13 protein-coding genes are annotated in these 17,259 nt (G+C 67.6%); 9 read left to right on the top strand and 4 right to left on the bottom strand.

Going from position 1 to position 17,259, the window contains the following annotated elements:
- The first annotated feature begins 27 nt into the window (after positions 1 to 27).
- Genes ROV93_RS05885 through ROV93_RS05865 form a run of 5 tightly spaced genes read left to right on the top strand, consistent with a single transcriptional unit; the run spans position 28 to position 7,845 of the window.
- Entirely contained in the window at positions 28 to 1,722 is a 1,695-nt protein-coding gene (locus ROV93_RS05885) for a glycoside hydrolase family 43 protein (RefSeq protein WP_072167076.1), read from the top strand.
- Positions 1,719 to 4,412 (top strand): glycoside hydrolase family 3 C-terminal domain-containing protein, encoded by a 2,694-nt coding sequence (locus ROV93_RS05880; protein ID WP_312538756.1) that lies wholly within the window; start codon positions 1,719 to 1,721, stop codon positions 4,410 to 4,412. Before ROV93_RS05885 ends, ROV93_RS05880 begins: the two co-directional genes overlap by 4 nt.
- Positions 4,413 to 4,471: 59 nt before the next feature.
- Positions 4,472 to 5,956: an MFS transporter gene (locus tag ROV93_RS05875; protein WP_072167075.1), complete on the top strand. Its 1,485-nt coding sequence runs from the start codon at positions 4,472 to 4,474 to the stop codon at positions 5,954 to 5,956.
- Between the two features lie 16 nt (positions 5,957 to 5,972).
- Positions 5,973 to 7,010, top strand: coding sequence for a glycoside hydrolase family 43 protein (locus ROV93_RS05870; RefSeq protein WP_312538751.1), 1,038 nt, complete (start codon positions 5,973 to 5,975; stop codon positions 7,008 to 7,010).
- 4 nt (positions 7,011 to 7,014) lie between these two features.
- A complete protein-coding gene (locus ROV93_RS05865; protein ID WP_255299114.1) occupies positions 7,015 to 7,845 on the top strand; it encodes an aldose epimerase in 831 nt (276 codons plus the stop codon).
- A 113-nt stretch (positions 7,846 to 7,958) separates the two neighbouring features.
- Here the strand turns inward: ROV93_RS05865 and ROV93_RS05860 are convergent, their stop codons facing one another.
- The 4 genes from ROV93_RS05860 to ptsP form a co-directional block, all read right to left on the bottom strand.
- A complete protein-coding gene (locus ROV93_RS05860) occupies positions 7,959 to 9,212 on the bottom strand; it encodes a carbohydrate porin (RefSeq protein WP_072167072.1) in 1,254 nt (417 codons plus the stop codon).
- Between the two features lie 14 nt (positions 9,213 to 9,226).
- A complete protein-coding gene (locus tag ROV93_RS05855) occupies positions 9,227 to 10,933 on the bottom strand; it encodes a fructose-specific PTS transporter subunit EIIC (RefSeq protein WP_072167071.1) in 1,707 nt (568 codons plus the stop codon).
- Between the two features lie 86 nt (positions 10,934 to 11,019).
- Positions 11,020 to 11,976, bottom strand: coding sequence for a 1-phosphofructokinase family hexose kinase (locus ROV93_RS05850; RefSeq protein ID WP_072167070.1), 957 nt, complete (start codon positions 11,974 to 11,976; stop codon positions 11,020 to 11,022).
- Positions 11,973 to 14,486: a phosphoenolpyruvate--protein phosphotransferase gene (gene ptsP, locus ROV93_RS05845; RefSeq protein WP_072167069.1), complete on the bottom strand. Its 2,514-nt coding sequence runs from the start codon at positions 14,484 to 14,486 to the stop codon at positions 11,973 to 11,975. Before ptsP ends, ROV93_RS05850 begins: the two co-directional genes overlap by 4 nt.
- A 157-nt stretch (positions 14,487 to 14,643) precedes the next feature.
- Between ptsP and ROV93_RS05840 the strand changes: the two genes are divergently transcribed.
- The 4 genes from ROV93_RS05840 (at position 14,644) to ROV93_RS05825 (ending at position 17,247) form a co-directional block, all read left to right on the top strand.
- On the top strand, positions 14,644 to 15,627 hold the full coding sequence (locus tag ROV93_RS05840; RefSeq protein ID WP_072167068.1) for a LacI family DNA-binding transcriptional regulator: 984 nt from the start codon (positions 14,644 to 14,646) through the stop codon (positions 15,625 to 15,627).
- A 78-nt stretch (positions 15,628 to 15,705) separates the two neighbouring features.
- Positions 15,706 to 16,374, top strand: coding sequence for a hypothetical protein (locus ROV93_RS05835; RefSeq protein ID WP_312538743.1), 669 nt, complete (start codon positions 15,706 to 15,708; stop codon positions 16,372 to 16,374).
- A gap of 45 nt (positions 16,375 to 16,419) precedes the next feature.
- Positions 16,420 to 16,866, top strand: a complete 447-nt coding sequence (locus tag ROV93_RS05830) for a Rap1a/Tai family immunity protein (protein ID WP_255299113.1) — start codon at positions 16,420 to 16,422, stop codon at positions 16,864 to 16,866.
- A 147-nt stretch (positions 16,867 to 17,013) separates the two neighbouring features.
- The gene (locus tag ROV93_RS05825) at positions 17,014 to 17,247 is read left to right on the top strand and encodes a hypothetical protein (protein ID WP_180890338.1); all 234 of its coding nucleotides are present in this window, start codon (positions 17,014 to 17,016) and stop codon (positions 17,245 to 17,247) included.
- The last annotated feature ends 12 nt before the right edge of the window (positions 17,248 to 17,259 follow it).

The raw sequence follows: 17,259 nt of genomic DNA, 5'->3' as shown, positions 1-17,259 counted from the left end.
GCCCGCGACAGGGCCGGCCTGAGATCCATGGCGCGCCGGCTGCTGGCGGCAGTGTTCCTGCTGTCGGCCGCAGCCGCCCGGGCCAGCGCGCCGCCGGACGCTCCGCCGGTGTACTTCGACTGGTTCGAGTACCGCGGCAATGACCAGGCGTTTGAAGTGCCGCTGCCGGCCGGGCACTACCGCAATCCGGTACTGGCCGGCTTCCATGCCGATCCCAGCATCGTGCGCGCGAACGGCCGGTTCTATCTGGTCAATTCCAGCTTCACCTACTTCCCGGGCATTCCGGTGTTCGAGAGTGCTGACCTGGTGCACTGGAAGCAGATCGGCAACGTGATTGACCGCCCCACGCAGCTGGATTTCGACGGGCTGAGCGTGTCGCGCGGCATCTTCGCCCCCACCATCGAGTACCACGACGGGGTCTTCTACGTGGTGACCACGGCCACCGACAGTGGCGGCAACTTCATTGCCACGGCGCGCGACCCGGCCGGGCCGTGGTCCGATCCCCACTGGCTGCCCGGCATCGATGGCATCGATCCATCACTGTTTTTCGACGACGACGGCAAGGTGTACCTGATCAACAACGATGCACCGCCCGGTCCGCCGCGCTACGACGGGCACCGCGCCATCTGGATGCAGCAGATCGATCTGCCGGCATTCAAGCCGGTCGGGCCACGCCGGGTGCTGGTTGATGGAGGCGTGGAGCCGGCGAAGAATCCGATCTGGATCGAGGGACCGCACATCTACAAGCGGGAGGGCTGGTATTACCTGTCCGACGCTGAAGGAGGTACCGGGCCGCAGCATTCGCAGGTGGTGCTGCGCAGCCGCGCGGTGTGGGGACCCTACGTTCCCTATGCGGGCAATCCGATCCTGACCCAGCGCGAGCTGCCGGACGACCGTCCGCTGCCGATCACCAATGCCGGCCACGCCGACCTGGTCGAAGGCCCGGATGGCTCGTGGTGGGCGGTGTTCCTGGCCAGCCGCAACTATCAGAAGCGCCACTACAACACCGGGCGCGAGACCTACCTGTTGCCGGTGCGATGGCAGGATGGCTGGCCGCAGATCCTGCCGACCGACCAGGCCATTCCCTACGTGGCCAAGGCGCCGTCATGGATGCAGGGCGAGGCATCGCAGGCCCCGTCGACCGGCAATTTCGTGGCGCGCGACAATTTTGATGGCCCAGCGCTCGATCGCCAGTGGCTGCGCGTGCGCGTGCCCAGGCATGCCTGGGCTGACCTGCACAAGCGCCCCGGGATGCTGGCCGTGCACCCGCTTGCCGAGGATCTGGACACGTTGCGCAATCCGGCATTTCTCGGCCGGCGCCAGCAGCACCTGCGTTTCGAGGCGAGCACCGCGATGACCCCGCCAGCCCCCGGTGTCGCCGCCGGTCTGGCGGCGTTCCAGAGCGAGGCGTACTGGTACTTCCTCGGCGTTCGTGACCTTGGCGGGGGTCGCCTCTCGCTCTTTCTCGAAGCGTGTGACGGGGGGGGCAGCACGCGGACGCTGGCCAGCCATGACGTGCCGGCGTCTGCAGCACTGCGCCTGAAGATTGCCGGCAACGAGGGCGCCTACGCGTTCTCGTTCGACACCGGCGACGGGCAGGGCTGGCAACTGCTCGCAGGCGACGTGGACGGCACCGTTCTGAGTACGGACCGGGCAGGCGGCTTCGTGGGCGCACTGCTGGGTCCCTTCGCGCGCGACGAGCGCACCGGGAGAAGCAAATGAGACTGTCGATTTCGTCCAGGACCCGCCGCCGCACGTGGCGTGGCCGGGCTACCCTGTTCGTCCTCACCTGCGTGGCGGCCGCGGCGTCCGCGGCCGCGCCACGGCCCTGGCTGGATGCCTCGGCAAGCTTCGAGCAACGGGCCGCCGCACTCGTCGCGCAGATGACCCTGGAAGAGAAGGCCGCGCAGATGCAGAATGCTGCACCGGCAATCGAACGGCTGGGAGTGCCCGCCTACGACTGGTGGAATGAGGGGTTGCATGGCGTCGCACGGGCGGGGCAGGCCACGGTGTTTCCGCAGGCAATCGGCCTGGCCGCGACCTTCGATGTACCGTTGATGGGGCAGGTGGCCACGACCATCAGCGACGAGGCCCGCGCAAAGCACCACCAGTTCCTCCGAGAAGGCGCGCATGGCCGTTACCAGGGCCTGACCTTCTGGTCGCCGAACGTCAACATCTTCCGCGACCCGCGCTGGGGTCGCGGACAGGAGACCTACGGCGAGGATCCCTACCTCACCGCGCGCATGGGCGTGGCCTTCGTACGCGGCCTGCAGGGCGACGACCCCGTCTACCGCAAGCTGGACGCCACCGCCAAGCACCTGGCCGTGCACAGCGGACCGGAGGCCGACCGCCATCACTTCGATGCGAGGCCCAGCCGGCGGGACCTGTATGACACCTACCTGCCGGCGTTCGAGGCGCTGGTGAAGGAGGGCGAAGTGGATGCGGTCATGGGCGCCTACAACCGCGTGTACGGCGAGTCCGCCAGTGCCAGCCGTTTCCTGCTGCGTGATGTGCTGCGACGCGACTGGGGTTTCAAGGGCTACGTGGTCTCGGACTGCTGGGCCATCGTCGACATCTGGAAGCACCACCATATCGTTGCCACGCGCGAAGCCGCCGCGGCGCTGGCGGTCAGGAACGGCACCGAGCTGGAATGCGGCCAGGAGTACGCAACGCTGCCTGCGGCAGTGCGCCAGGGACTGATCAGCGAAGCGGAGATCGACGATGCGGTGACCCGCCTGTTCACCGCACGGATGCGCCTGGGCATGTTCGATCCGCCGGAGCGGGTGCGCTGGGCGCGCATTCCGGCCTCGGTGAACCAGGCGCCGGCCCATGATGCGCTTGCCCTGAAGGCCGCGCAGGCATCGCTGGTGCTGCTGAAGAACGATGGCATCCTGCCGCTGTCGCGCGACACCAGGCGCATTGCCGTGGTTGGACCCACCGCCGACGACACCATGGCGCTGCTCGGCAACTACTTCGGCACACCGGCCGCGCCGGTCACGATCCTGCAGGGCATACGCGAGGCGGCCAAGGGCGCTGAGGTGCGGTATGCGCGTGGCGTCGACCTGGTGGAGGGCCGCGATGACCCCGGTGCCACGCCGTTGATCGAGCCGACCTTCCTGCGGCCCTCAGCGGACTCGCCCGAGCGCGGCCTGCGCGGCGAGTACTTCCGCACGCCCGACCTGTCTGGCACTCCGGCCCTGGTACGTACCGACGCGCAGATCGGCTTCCGCTGGGACCGCGGATCGCCGACCGACAACCTGCTGGCACGCGGCGAAGCGGCACCGGGGCAGGGGATTCCCGACGACCGCTTCAGCATCCGCTGGAGTGGCCAGCTGCTGCCCCCCGTGTCCGGTCGTTACCGGCTGGAGGTGGCCGGCGATGATGGCTACCGTCTGTACCTGGACGGCAAGCGTGTGATCGATCACTGGGTGAACACGGATCGCCTGCATGCCGAGGGTGTCGAACTCGACCTGCAGGCGGGGCGTGCCTATGACCTGAAGCTGGAGTACTACGACGACCAGCGCGATGCCGGCGTGCGCCTGGGGTGGCGCATGCCCGGTGCCAAGGCGCCGTTCGATGAAGCGCTCGATGCCGCACGCGAGGCCGATGTGGTGGTGTTCGTTGGTGGACTCACCGGCGATGTCGAAGGCGAGGAGATGACCGTCAACTATCCGGGTTTTGCCGGTGGCGACCGTACCGACCTGCGCTTGCCCGCGCCGCAGCGCACCCTGCTGGAGGCCCTGCACGCTACCGGCAAGCCGGTGGTGATGGTACTCACCGGCGGCTCAGCCATCGCCGTGGACTGGGCGCAGGCGCATCTGCCGGCGATCCTGATGAGCTGGTACCCCGGGCAGCGCGGCGGCACCGCCGTCGGCCAGGCGCTGTTCGGCGACGTCAATCCGGCGGGTCGCTTGCCGGTCACGTTCTACAAGGCCGGCGAAGTGATGCCGGCATTCGACGACTACGCCATGGAGGGCCGCACCTACCGCTACTTCCGCGGCACGCCGCTGTATCCGTTCGGTCACGGACTCTCGTACACGCGCTTCGATTATGGAGCGCTCCGCCTCGATGCGGACACCATCGGCGCCGATGGCCGCCTGGGCGTGACGGTGGATGTGACCAATGCGGGCACACGCAGCGGTGATGAAGTGGTACAGCTGTACGTGCGGCGCGAACACGCCGGCAGCGGCGATGCCGTGCGGGAACTGCGTGGCTTCCAGCGCGTCCAGCTGGCCCCGGGCGAACGCCGCACGGTGACGTTCACCCTGCAGGCGGCGCAGGCCCTGCGCCACTATGACCAAGCGCGTGCGGCGTACGCGGTGCAGCCCGGTGCCTACGAGGTCAGGGTAGGGGCGTCCAGTGCCGATATACGTGCGCAGGGCAGGTTCAGCGTGGTGCCCGCGCATGACTGATCGCCCTCGTTGGCATCGGTTCCCCTTCGACCAGATTCCTTTTCCAGGACGTCCGCTGCATGGCAAGCACTGAACACGCGCTATCGGTACGCGAGAAGCTCGGCTACAGCCTGGGCGATCTCGCCGCCAACCTGATCTTCCAGACCCTGATCACCTACCTGGCATTCTTCTACACCGACGTCTACCGCCTGCCAGCGGCGACCGCGGCCACGATCATCTTTGTGGTGGGCCTGCTGGGAGCGTTCGTGTTCACGCCGTTGATCGGCATTGCGGCTGACCGAACGTCCACCCGTTGGGGCCGCTTCCGCCCGTGGATCCTGTGGACGGCCATCCCCTTTGGCGTACTGTCCCTGCTGGCGTTCAGCACCCCGGACCTGGGCGAGCGCGGAAAGGTGATCTATGCACTGGGCACCTACGCGCTGCTGGTCTGCGTTTACGCCGCGAACAACCTGCCGTACTCGGCGCTGAGCGGCGTGCTGACCGGCAGCATGGCCCAGCGCAACAGCCTTTCGGCGTACCGCTTCGTGGCCGTGATGATCGCGCAGTTCATCATCCAGGTGCTGCTGATGCCGCTGGTGCTGATTCTGGGTGACGGCGACCGGGTGCGCGGCTTCGAACAGGTCATGACCGCCTTCGCACTGATCGGAACAGTGTTCTTCCTGATCACCTTCGCCACCACCCGCGAGCGCATCGTGCCGACGCGCGAGCAGACCGGCGGCATTGTGCAGGACCTGTCCGACCTGCTGCACAACCGCCCGTGGCAGGTGATGCTGGCCCTGACCGTGCTGGTGTTCATCAACCTGGCGTTGAAAGGCGGCACCTACATCTATTACTTCCAGTACTACATGAGCGAAGCGGCGCTGGCCGGTTTCCTGGAGAACTCAGGCTTCAACGGCCTGATCCGTGCATTGAATGGCGCCTTGGCCAGCGCCGGCTTCGCGGCGTTCACCTGGCCGAAGGACGCGGCCACCTCGGCGTTCAGCCTGTTCAACGCGTGCGGCATCCTCTGCATGATCCTGGGTATTGGTGCATCACGGCGGCTGGCGGATCGCTTCGGCAAGCGCGATGTCTTCGGTGGCGCCCTGTTTGTCTCGACCCTGTTCCTGCTTGCCTTCTACCTGTTTCCACCCACGGGCGTGGCGGTGGCCTTCGCTGCCTTCATGCTGCATGGCTTCTGCTATGGCATCACCATCCCGCTGCTGTGGGCGATGATCGCGGACGTTGCGGACTACTCCGAGTGGAAGAACCATCGCCGGGCAACGGCGATCATCTTCTCGGCGATGCTGTGCGGCCTGAAGATCGGCCTCAGTGTCGGCGGCGCGCTGGTCGCCGCGATCCTTGCCCACTACGGCTACCAGGCAGGCCTGGTGCAGCAGCCTGAGGCCGTGGTGCAGGGCATCCGCCTGACCGTAAGCGTCTATTGCTCCCTTCCGTTCCTGCTCGCCGTGGCGCTGCTGTTCTTCTACCGGATCGACAAGCGCGCGGAAACCCGCATCGAGCAGGATCTCCACCTGCGTCGCCGTTCCGCCGACGCCTCCGCGTAACGCCAAGATGACAACCATGATCGACCTCTCTGCCGGTGAAGACGGCCAGGCCAGCGAAGCCCGTCTTGCACAGCTCACCGCACACGCCATTTCGCAACCGCTGGTGACCCACATCTACACGGCCGACCCTTCGGCGCACGTGTTCGAGGGACGCCTGTACATCTATCCGTCGCACGACATCGACGGTGGCCAGCCCTTCGACGATGACGGCGGCCATTTCGGCATGCAGGATTACCATGTGCTGAAGATGGATACGCCCGACGGCACCGCCGTCGATTGCGGCATGGCGTTGCACGTGCGCGACGTGTCCTGGGCGCGGAAACAGATGTGGGCCCCCGACGCTGCCTGCCGCGATGGCCGCTACTACCTGTACTTCCCGGCCAAGGACGCCGAGGGCCGGTTCCGCATCGGCGTGGCAATCGGCGCGCGACCGGAGGGCCCGTTCGTGCCCCAGCCGGAGCCGATCAAGGGCGCGTACTCGATCGACCCGGCCGTGTTCGAAGACGACGATGGCAGCCACTACCTGTACTTCGGTGGCATCTGGGGCGGGCAGCTGCAGAAGTATCGTGACAACCAGTACAGCGAAGCGCACGAGGAACCCGAGGGCGGCGCGCCGGCCCTGGGCCCGCGCGTGGGCCGCCTGGATGCCGGAATGACCGAACTGGCCGAGCCCACCCGCGAAGTGCAGATCCTGGATGAGCATGGCCAGCCGCTGCGTGCGGACGACCATGCGCGCCGTTTCTTCGAAGGCCCGTGGCTGCACAGGTACCAGGGTCGCTACTACCTGTCGTACTCCACTGGCAACACCCACCAGCTGTGCTACGCCGTGGGTGACAGCCCGTACGGGCCGTTCACCTATGCTGGCGTGATCCTCACCCCCGTGGTCGGTTGGACCACCCACCACTCCATCTGCCAGTTCCAGGGCCAGTGGTACCTGTTCTATCACGATGCGCTGATGTCCGGCGGCATTACCCACCTGCGCTCAGCCAAGTGCACGCCGCTGCACATGGAGCCGGACGGAAGCATCCGCACGATCAATCCCTATGGGGCCTGAGCACATGTTGCCGAGGGATGATGCGCTGGCCCCGCTGCCGGCCGGTCAGCTGCACTGGCTGAGATGCGGCGAACTGGAGGTTGCGCTCGCCGCAGCGGCGGGCGGGCGCATCGCGCACCTACGTTACCGGGGCGTGGAATGGCTGGTGGACGCGCAGGAGACCGGGGCGGCGGCGATCGCCTGGGGCTGCTACCCGATGGTGCCGTGGGCCGGGCGCATCCGCCGTGGACAGTTCCGTTTTGACGGCATGCCGCATCGGCTGCCGCTCAACTTCGACGGGCATGCCATCCATGGGGTCGGCTTCTCGCGACCCTGGCAGATCGACCGGCTGGATGCGGCCGCAGCCGAGGTGTCGCTGCAGCTGCCGCGCGACAGCTACTGGCCCTTCGGTGGCATTGCCATGCTGGAACTGCGGTTGCAGGGGCACACCCTGCAGCTGCGCCTCTCGGTCCAGGCGGGCGAGCAGGCGATGCCGACGGTGCTGGGCTGGCACCCCTGGTTCAGGAAGCCGGACCGGTTGCTGTTCAATCCTCGCGCGATGTATCCGCGGGACAGGGAAGGTATTGCCACGCTGCCCCACGTGGAGCCCACCACTGGCCCTTGGGATGACTGCTTCGTTGCCGGCGGTGACATCACGCTGGTACGCGAAGGCCAACGCCTGCGGCTGAGGTCGGACCACGACCACTGGGTGGTCTACGACGCTGCGCCGCACGCCACCTGTGTCGAACCGCAGAGTGGCCCGCCGGACGGCTTCACGCTGGCACCGCACCGGCTGGAGCCTGGCCAGCGCCTCGCGTTGACGTTCGAACTGGCGTGGGTGGCGGACAGCAGCTGAAGCCCGGCCAGGGCCCGCAATCGCCCTGGTTCCGGAGTATCGGTACGCCGCCTGGACCGGTTGTGGACCCTGGTGCCTGACACGGGCTGCGCCTGACCGACACGTGCCATCTGCTACAGGTTCCAGTCAACCCGCATGCCCGCGATCAGTGCATTCGGCAGGTCCCGCTGCCGCGCAGGTTCGTTGAACGGGTCCGGATGCACGATGTAGTGCAGGTTCGGTGCAATCCTGAGCTGCGGGGTGAGCTGGATGCCATAGCTCAGCTCCATCATCACCTGGCTTCCGTGCGGGGTGCCGCTGCCGCCGGCGGCAGCGCGGGCCAGGCGGAGGTTCTCCAGCGCGATGCCGCTGTACTTCTGCCGGGTGACGACGAAGCCGATGCTGTCCTGCGGCCGGCGGGCGAACGTGCCCTTCTGCACAAGCCCGGCCTGCAGGAAGTGATCCTCGATCAGCTGCCCGGAGGTACCCTTGAGCGCGGCGCCGAAAAGGGTCAGGCCGCGGCCATTGCCATCGCCGGTAAGCTGCTGCTCGAAGCGCGCGAACGCACCGGAGCGACCGTGGCGTGCCGCGTACTCCTGGCCACTGAGCAGCGCGGGAATGCCGTTGGCATCGCGCAGCGGATCGCGATAGGTCGAGTTGTCCTGCCAGCCACCGAGTTCGTAGCGGGCTTTCAGTCGTGCCGAAGCCGGGCTGCGCCAGCCGATCGTGTAGGGCACGATCCAGCCGGTGGCCTGGTTCGTATTCCACTTCAGGCCATGCTGGCCATCCTCGGCCTGGCTGGGATCGACCTGGTAGGCACCGATGCGGACATAGACATCGGGCGTCACCCAGGCCGTGGCGTCGGCCATCCAGCTCGACACCGGCCACCAGGTGAAGTTGCTGGTGCGGAAAACGTAGGTCGGGTTGCCGCACGCCGAGTTGCCCTGGAAGTACTGGCACAGCTCCGACCCGAGGTGGTGGATGTTGGCGACGCTGCGACCGGCCTCCAGCACCAGCCGGTCGTTGAACAGCTTCTGTTCCAGGGTCAGGTTGGCCAGGCGGGTCCCCTGGCCGCCGTAGATTTCCTGCACCGAGGTGCTGTTGCCGGTGCTGCTGTTGGCGAGGTTGGTGCCGTGGCGATTGATGCCATAGGCCTTGATCGTGGCCCCCCGCCAGCCGAACGCAGCGTCGAGGTCAACATCGGCGCCGAACATCAGCTGGCCGGCGTAAGCGGTGCCGCTGCGCTTGCCACCATCGAGCGTGGCGGCCGCCTCGCCGGTGTAAGCCAGTTTGGGAGTGAAGACATCACTCGCGTTGGCAGCTACGGCCAGTGAGGGCAGGGTCAGCAGGATCGCTACCGGCACCAGGCGGCAGGAAGGGCAGGTCATGGGCGGGGTTCCTTTTACAGGGTGGGGGCTGTGACCGGCTTCTTGAGGATGCGCAGTGCAATCGCGGTGACCGCCACGCCGGCCAACAGCGCCAGCAGGTAGACACCAAGATGGGTGACCGCGTTCGGGATCGGCAGCACGAACACACCGCCGTGCGGCACCTTCAACTCGACGCCTGCGGCCATCGAGATCGCACCGGCCACGGCCGAGCCGAGGATCAGCGCAGGAATGGTGCGCAGCGGATCGCGTGCCGCGTAGGGAATAGCCCCCTCGGTCACGAAGCTCAGGCCGAGCACGCCGGCGGCACCGGCAGTGCCGCGCTCCTCGGCAGTGAAGCGGTTGCTGAACAACCACGTCGCCAGCGCGATGCCCAGCGGTGGCGTCATGCCGCCGATCATGGTCGCCGCCATCGGCGTGTAGACCTGGCTGGAAATCAGGGCGGTGGAGAAGGCGTAGGACGCCTTGTTGACCGGTCCACCCATGTCAACGGCCATCATGCCGCCCAGCAGCAAACCGAGCAGGATCGCGCTGCTGCCCTCCATGCCGCGCAGCCAGTCGGTCAGCCAGGCCAGCAGTGCGGCCACCGGCGTGCCGATCACGTACATCATCAGCAGGCCGACCAGCAGCGTGCCCAGTACCGGCAGGATCAGCACCGGCTTGAGGCCTTCCAGGCTGCGCGGCAGGCGCAGCGCACGGTTGATCCAGTGCACGCCATAGCCGGCGATGAAGCCCGCGAGGATGCCGCCGATGAAGCCTGCGTCCATGTTGACCGCAACCAGCCCGCCGATCATGCCGGGCGCGATGCCGGGGCGGTCGGCGATGGAGTAGGCGATGTAGCCGGCCAGCGCCGGCACCATCAGCATGAAACCGGACTTGGCGCCGATCTGGAACAGCGACCAGGCCAGCGTCCCCTTGTGTGCGTCGTCGAAGGCATAGATGCCGCCGAGTGCGAACGCCAGGGCGATCAACAGGCCGCCGGCTGTCACGAACGGCAGCATGAACGACACGCCGGTCATCAGGTGCTTGTAAGGACCGGTGCTCTTGTTCCTTTCTGCGGTACGGCCCGAAGCCGCTGTCCCCGCGTGCACGCCGGCCTCGGCCAGCGCCTTGCGGATCAGGTTCTGGCCGTCATTGATCGCCGGCTTGGTACCACTCTTGAACAGGCGCTTGCCTGCGAAACGCGAAAGATCGACTTCGCGGTCGGCGGCGATCAGCACCACATCGGCAGCGGCGATTTCCGCATCGCTCAACGCATCCTGCGCGCCGACCGAGCCCTGTGTTTCAACCCGGATCGCATGGCCCAGCGCTTTGGCAGCCTGTTGCAGGCCTTCTGCCGCCATGAAGGTGTGAGCGATGCCGGTGGGGCAGGAGGTGACGGCAACGATGCGCTTGCCAGCCCCGGTGGCGGGGGCACTGGCCGGCGCAGCTGCGAGCGGTGCAAGCGCGGCGACCGGATCGTCCAATACCGCGCCCAGGCTGGCATGCACGATCCGGGCATTGCCGAAGCGTGCGATGTCTGCCTCGCTATCGCCCACCAGCAGCAGCTGGGTCGCGGAGGCGGCGTCCGAGGCGGGCAGCGCGCCGGTCACGCCCTGGTCGCTGCGGATTTCGATCATCAGCTCAAGCCCGCGCTGGCGGGCCGCGCGACGCAGAGCCTCGGCGGCAAGTACCGCCTCGATGCTGCGTTCGCCAGCGGCGATGACTACGGTGGAAGCGTGCATGGGAACTCCTGGAATGCTTCGGGTTCGTCCTTGCCGGAGGCATCGCGGGTGGCCCGAAGCCGACCGCTGCTCCTCCGGCAGGTGTTTCAATCCAACCGCTCGATCAGTACATCGCCGGCCCCGGCGCGCACCTGCGCCGGATCGAGCCGCCGCGCGTCTCCGCTATCCAGCCGGCTCATCGAGAACGCCGTGGCCAGTCGTGCACAGGCGGCGAGGTCGAGGGAGCGCTCCAACAGCGCGGCGGCGATGCCGGCGACCATGGCATCACCGGCGCCCACCGTGCTGCCCTGGGCCAGACGCGGCGGTCGCGCGACCAGGGCGCCGGCGCGATCAATGAACAGCGCGCCGTCGGTCCCCATGGAGATGGCAACGAGTGCGACACCGCGTTCGACCAAGGCCTGGCCTGCAGCGCGCAGTGCGCTGCGATCCGGCAGCGACGTGCCGGTCCAGGCCTCCAGTTCGTGGCGGTTGGGCTTGATGGCGTAGGGCAGCGCGCCCCGCGCGCCGTCCAGCGCAGCTGCAAGCGCATCGCCGCTGGTGTCCAGCAGCACGCGCGCACCGGCCGTTCCGGCCTGCGCCTGCAACCGCGCCCATGCATCGGCCGGCAGTCCGTGCGGCAGGCTGCCGGACAGCACAACCGGCAGGCCGGGCGCGAGCAGGGCGCCGAGCTGGCGCGACACCGCGTCCAGGCCGGCAGCGTCCACGGCCAGGCCTGGCAGGTTAATGTCCGTCGTTTCGCCGTTGGCCTCTTCGACCAGCTTGATGTTGGTGCGGGTATGGCCCGGAACGCGCAGGCAGCCGTCAATGATGCCCCGCTCACGGAACAGCGTTCGGAACACGCCGTCGTTGCCGTCGCCCAGCACACCCAGCGCGGTGATCGGCACGCCCCAGTCGGCCAGGCAGGCCGCCACGTTGATGCCCTTGCCGCCTGCGTCGTCGCGGGAGCTGCCGGCCCGATGCACGCGGCCTGGCTGCAGGCGGGCCAGGCGCACGGTCTGGTCGATGGCCGGGTTCAGGGTCACGGTGACGGCGCGGGCAGTCATGCGCGCGCTCCATCGAGGCCGCGCACCTGCTCGGCGGTTTCGCACCCCAGTGCGGTGCTGGCCAGCGCTTGCAGTTCGGTCATCGCGGTGCCACGCAGGCGCGCCTTCACCGCCGGGATGTCGTTCGGAGTCATCGACAGTTCGTCCACGCCCAGGCCAGCCAGCAACATGGCGCCGAAGGGGTCGCCGGCCAGGCCGCCACAGACGCCGACCCAGCGCCCATGCAGCCGTGCGCCTTCAACCGTGGCGCGGACCGCGCGCAGCACCGCCGGATGCAGGCTGTCGGCCTCGGCGGCGAGTTCCGGGTTCTGGCGGTCGATCGCCAGCACGTACTGGGTCAGATCATTGGTGCCGATCGAGAAGAAGTCGGCATGGCGCGCCAGTACGTCGCTCTGAGCGGCGGCAGCCGGCACTTCGATCATGATGCCGATCGGCACCACCGGCGCCTCCAGCTCGGCACGCAGGCGCTCACAGATGGCGCGCAGTGCGACCAGCTCGGTCACCGACGTGATCATCGGGAACATGATGGACAGGCGTGCACCGTCCTTGGCGGCGCGATACAGCGCACGCAGTTGCGGCTCCAGCAGGTCAGGGCGGCGCAGCAGCAGGCGCGCGCCGCGCACGCCGAGGAACGGGTTCTCCTCGCGTGGCAGTTCCAGGTGCGCCACCTGCTTGTCGCCGCCGATGTCGAGCGCGCGCACGATCAGCGGGCGGCCGTCGAGTGCCTTGGCCATCGCCAGGTAGGTGGTGTACTGCTCCTCCTCGCTGGGCGTACTGCCACGTTCGAGGAACAGGAACTCGGTGCGCATCAGGCCGACGCCTTCCGCACCCTGTTCCAGTGCCAGTGGCACCTGGTCGGGCAGGTTGACGTTGGCGCCGATGTCGATGCGGTGGCCGTCGGGGGTCTGGGCGGGTTGCGCGCGTTGCGCGGCTTCGCGCTCGCGGATCTGCTGCTGTTCGGCGATCCATTCGCGTGCCGAGGCGAGATCGGCTTCGGAGGGGGACAGGTAGAGCCGTCCGCCGCTGCCGTCCATGATCGCTTCGCGGCCTGGCTGGATCGCCAACAGCCCGGCGCCGCCGGCCACCAGCGCCGGCAGGCCCAGCGTGCGCGAGAGGATGGCGGTGTGCGAGGTCGGCCCGCCCTGCGCGGTGGCCAGGCCGAGCACGCGACTGGTGTCGAGATTGGCGGTATCCGAAGGCGACAGATCTGTGGCGATCAGGATGCACGGTTGCGACGGCAGATCCGTCAGGCCACCACCTTCAGCAGAAGGGTCAAGCTGCGCCAGCACGCGCCGGCCGACATCACGCAGGTCCGCCGCGCGCCCGGCCAGCACCGCATTGCCCAGCGCCGCCAGCCCGGAGGCGATCTGCTCGATGGCCTGGTGCCATGACCACGCCACACCATGGCCTTCGACCATCAGCTGGCAGGTGCGGGTGATCAGGTCGGTGTCGTCGAGCAGCGCGGCCTGCGCCTTGAAGATCGCCGCATCCGAAGCGCCAAGGCGGCGCTGTGTGTCGTCCTGCAGGGCGGCCAGCTGCTGGCGGGTGCGGCCGAGTGCATCCTGCAGGCGTGCGCCGCCCTCGCCAAGCGGGGCAGGACGGTCGGTGACTTCCGCCTGCGTGCTGGCCAGCACATGCACCGGGCCGATCGCCAATCCGGGGCTGGCGCCGATGCCAATGATCGTCGCCTGCGCTTCGGGTGGTTTCCACCCGGCGACAGGGGCTGCTGCCTTGCGCTGGGCTGCACGCTCGGCATCAGCCCTTTCCTGTGCGACCAATCCATCCATGACCTTGCGCAGCGCAGCCAGCAGCGCGGGGGCATCGGCGCCCTCGGCAGAAACACGCACAGCATCGCCCTCACGCAGCCCGAGCTGAAGCAGCGCTACCAGACTCTTGGCATCGGCCGCCTGATCGCCTGCGCGGACCTGCGCGCGGGCCGCGAAGCCGCGCGCCGTCTCGGCCCAGCGCGTGGCAGGACGGGCGTGCAGTCCGTTGGGGTAGGCGATGGTCCATTCGAAGCGCTCGGCCAGATCCACCGCTGGCGCGTGGATGGCGGCAATCGCAACATCGCCGGCCAGCGCGTTCACGATCTCGCCCGCCTCGGTGGTGGTGAACAGCCGCTGCAGCGTGGACTCGTCCTGGATCAGCCGGGTCAAGCGGCGCAGCACCGTGATGTGGGTATCCGACTGGGCAGCGATGCCGACCACCAGACGGGTGACCTGTCCCGGGTTCCATTCCACGCCTTGCGGCAACTGCAGCACGGCGATGCCATCGCGGTGCACCAGATGGCGGTCCTCGCCAAGCCCGTGCGGGATTGCTACGCCGTGTCCAAGGAAGGTGTTCGCCAGCGTTTCGCGCCGCCCCATGCTGGCTTCGTACCCCGGCGCCACGCAGCCGGACGCGACCAGCATCTGGGCGACCTGGGCAATGGCATCGGTCTTGTCCTGCGCCCGCGCGTCCAGGCGGATCAGTTCCCGGCTGGCCGGGGAAGGGGAGGTCTGGGGCGACAAAGGGGGCTCCGCGGAAGGGGTGGCTGAGATGTATTGGGAACGTTCCCACTCACCATTTCAATGTGCAGTGCACAAAAATCCAATAGTCCTTTGGCGTTAACATGGTGCTGGAGGGCCGTCCGGCCCAGAAAAGCGCTCGATTCCGGGAACGTTACCAGTGAGCATCAGCATCAATGACGTCGCACGCGTGGCGGGGGTATCCAAGTCCACGGTGTCGCGGGTGCTCGGCGGCGGCCCGGTCAGCGAGGCCGTGCGCGGCCGGGTGGAGGCGGCGATCCGCCAGACCGGATATCACCCCAACCTGCAGGCAAGACGCCTGCGCGCCCGGCATACCGGCATCATCGGCCTGATCGTGGCCGATATCCGCAACCCGTTCTTTACCGCGCTGATCCGCGCCGTGGAGGAAGTCGCGTACCGGGAAGGCCTTCGCGTCACCTTCTGCAACACCGATGAGGACCCCGAGCGCGAGGCGCTGTATCTGCAGTTGATGCATGAGGAACGCATCAGTGGGCTGATTTTTGCGCCCACCCGGACCACGGTGGGGCGGCTGGACCGGCTCACGCTGGATTACCCTACGGTCCTGGTCGATCGTGCCGCACCCGGTGGCTCGATCGACAGCGTGGTCCTCGACAACGCAGCGGCGATGGCGGGCCTGGTCGAACACCTGGCCGAGCGCGGCTATTGCCGCATCGGTGGCCTGTTCGGCAGCACCAGTACCACGGCGGCCGAACGCCGCGACGGCTATATCGCTGCAATGCGCAGGCACGGGCTGGAACCGGACTACCGCGAGGTAGAGCCCACGGCCGAGGCCGCCATCGCAACGGTCGAGCCGTGGTTGACCAGTCCTTCGCGTCCCGATGCGCTGGTCGCCAGCAACAGCCTGCTGCTCATGGGCGCATTGAAAGCGGCCCGCAGCGCTGGGCTTGCGATTCCAGGAGAGCTGGCGCTGGCAGGCTTCGACAACGAGCGATGGACCGAGCTGGTCGAACCGGGTATTACCGTGGTCGAGCAGCCGGTTGAAGAGATGGGGCGGGCCGCGATGTCGCTGTTGCTGGAGCGCCTGCGCATGCCGGAGCTGCCGGTACGCAGACTCGTGATGACGGGAAGGTGCCTGGTGAGAGGGTCAACGGCTGCGCGATAGTCCGGCGCTGCGCCTGCGGCAGTAGCAGTCGCAGTCGCAGTCCATGAGGCTGGCACTGGGGTGTTGGCGGGTCGCGCGTTGTCTGCTAAAAGCCATCTGGACACGCAGACCGGATGGGTCATCGCCTTGTCAGAGCCTTATTCAGCGCTGTTGCGCCTGCAGTTGCGCCACGAAGATCTCTCCAGATGGCTGGCGGCGCCCCTGCCTTCGCCATCCCGATGGTCCGACTGGCGATGCATCGCCGGGCCGTGGCGCTTGGGCAACGGTGAATGCCTGGCGTCTTCAAGCGACGAGGCGTTGGATGAACTGCTCATAGACTGCCAGGCCCTGCTGGCCCGCTACCCCGACAATCGCGCCGCATTGAAGGCCTTCCTTGCATCCGCGCAGGCCGAGAATATCCAGGTTGCCGCCTATGACCGCACTGGTACGCACTTTGTTGCGGGATCGCTGACGTATTCGGAAAGCCTCTACGATCTCATCGCGTTTCTGGCTGTGGCACGGGGCGCGGCCGATTTCCTGAAGGCGGGCGACCACGGGGCGGCACTGGTCCACGACTATCTCTGGGCAGAGGAAGGTGAGCGCGAGACCGTTGCCGCGATTGCCCTGGCCGGCCAGGGGGAATCCGGATTCCTTTCTTCCACGGACCTGGATACCGCTGCCGCGCCCTTCGACGCCTTGGTGGACGCCATGCTGGAAGCTGAGGACGACCCGGCGTTTCAACCACGCAACCAGCTTGATCAACTCTGACCGGCACCGCGTGGAATCCAGAAAAACGACAGCCAGGACCCCGATATGAAAGGACATCACGCCCGCCTCACGCACCGCCGCATGCGTTGGCTCCTGACACTGTGCCTCGGCGCCCTCGTGGGACCCGCCGTGGCAGGCACAACGCAACCGGAACGCACCTGGCTTGTCAGTGGTGCGGAGCTCATCACGCTGCTGCAGGGCAAAGGCGCTGACGGGTTCTGCGATGGCGAACACTGCCGGGGGCTGTCCAGCGCCCGGGCCAGCAGCTATATCCTGGGTGTCGCCGATGCCAGCCGCGGTCAGTGGTGTGGGCAGGGCCGGATCCTTCCGCATGAACTGGTCGATCAGGTGTCTTCCCATCTCCGGCAGCTGCCCCGCGTGCGATTGCAACAGGATGCGTCTCCCCTGGTTGTCGAAGGGCTGCGCGCGGCGTTTCCCTGTGGTCGCGGCACATCGCCTGGTGGCAGTGCCGAGCCCGGCAAGGCACGCTGAGACGCGTGGGCTGGGCGTTGGCAACGCGGGCTGCAGCCTGCGTAATGAACACATCGGTGTTCTGCACGCTGGCGACACGATGCATTCACGACCGCCGACACCCGCGCCCGCGACACTGCATCCTCCTTTCTCCGCATGAGGTGCCCCATGGCTACCTGTGATGTCTGCGGCAATGACTACGACAAGAGCTTCACCCTCCAGCAGGGTGGACGCAGCGGCACCTTCGATTCGTTCGAGTGCGCCATCCATGCGTTCGCACCGCGCTGCGCACATTGCGACTGCGCGATCATCGGCCACGGCGTTGAAGGAAGCGGTCAGATCTTCTGCTGCGCACATTGCGGCGGTCACGCCGGTGTAAAGGGAATCGCAGACCGGGCCTGAGCCCGCTCCGGC

This window comes from Stenotrophomonas maltophilia group sp. msm4 (assembly GCF_032025605.1).
GTDB lineage: Bacteria > Pseudomonadota > Gammaproteobacteria > Xanthomonadales > Xanthomonadaceae > Stenotrophomonas > Stenotrophomonas sepilia.
Note: the sequence above shows the minus strand (reverse complement) of the source record. Positions and strands in the feature narration are given on the sequence as shown.

Coding starts and splice junctions, on each gene's coding strand:
- ROV93_RS05860 (WP_072167072.1), bottom strand. CDS start 9,212: ATGACCTGCCCTTCCTGCCGCCTGGTGCCGGTAGCGATCCTGCTGACC.
- ROV93_RS05870 (WP_312538751.1), top strand. CDS start 5,973: ATGATCGACCTCTCTGCCGGTGAAGACGGCCAGGCCAGCGAAGCCCGT.
- ROV93_RS05875 (WP_072167075.1), top strand. CDS start 4,472: ATGGCAAGCACTGAACACGCGCTATCGGTACGCGAGAAGCTCGGCTAC.
- ROV93_RS05865 (WP_255299114.1), top strand. CDS start 7,015: ATGTTGCCGAGGGATGATGCGCTGGCCCCGCTGCCGGCCGGTCAGCTG.
- ROV93_RS05825 (WP_180890338.1), top strand. CDS start 17,014: ATGGCTACCTGTGATGTCTGCGGCAATGACTACGACAAGAGCTTCACC.
- ROV93_RS05880 (WP_312538756.1), top strand. CDS start 1,719: ATGAGACTGTCGATTTCGTCCAGGACCCGCCGCCGCACGTGGCGTGGC.
- ROV93_RS05850 (WP_072167070.1), bottom strand. CDS start 11,976: ATGACTGCCCGCGCCGTCACCGTGACCCTGAACCCGGCCATCGACCAG.
- ROV93_RS05855 (WP_072167071.1), bottom strand. CDS start 10,933: ATGCACGCTTCCACCGTAGTCATCGCCGCTGGCGAACGCAGCATCGAG.
- ROV93_RS05830 (WP_255299113.1), top strand. CDS start 16,420: ATGAAAGGACATCACGCCCGCCTCACGCACCGCCGCATGCGTTGGCTC.
- ROV93_RS05885 (WP_072167076.1), top strand. CDS start 28: ATGGCGCGCCGGCTGCTGGCGGCAGTGTTCCTGCTGTCGGCCGCAGCC.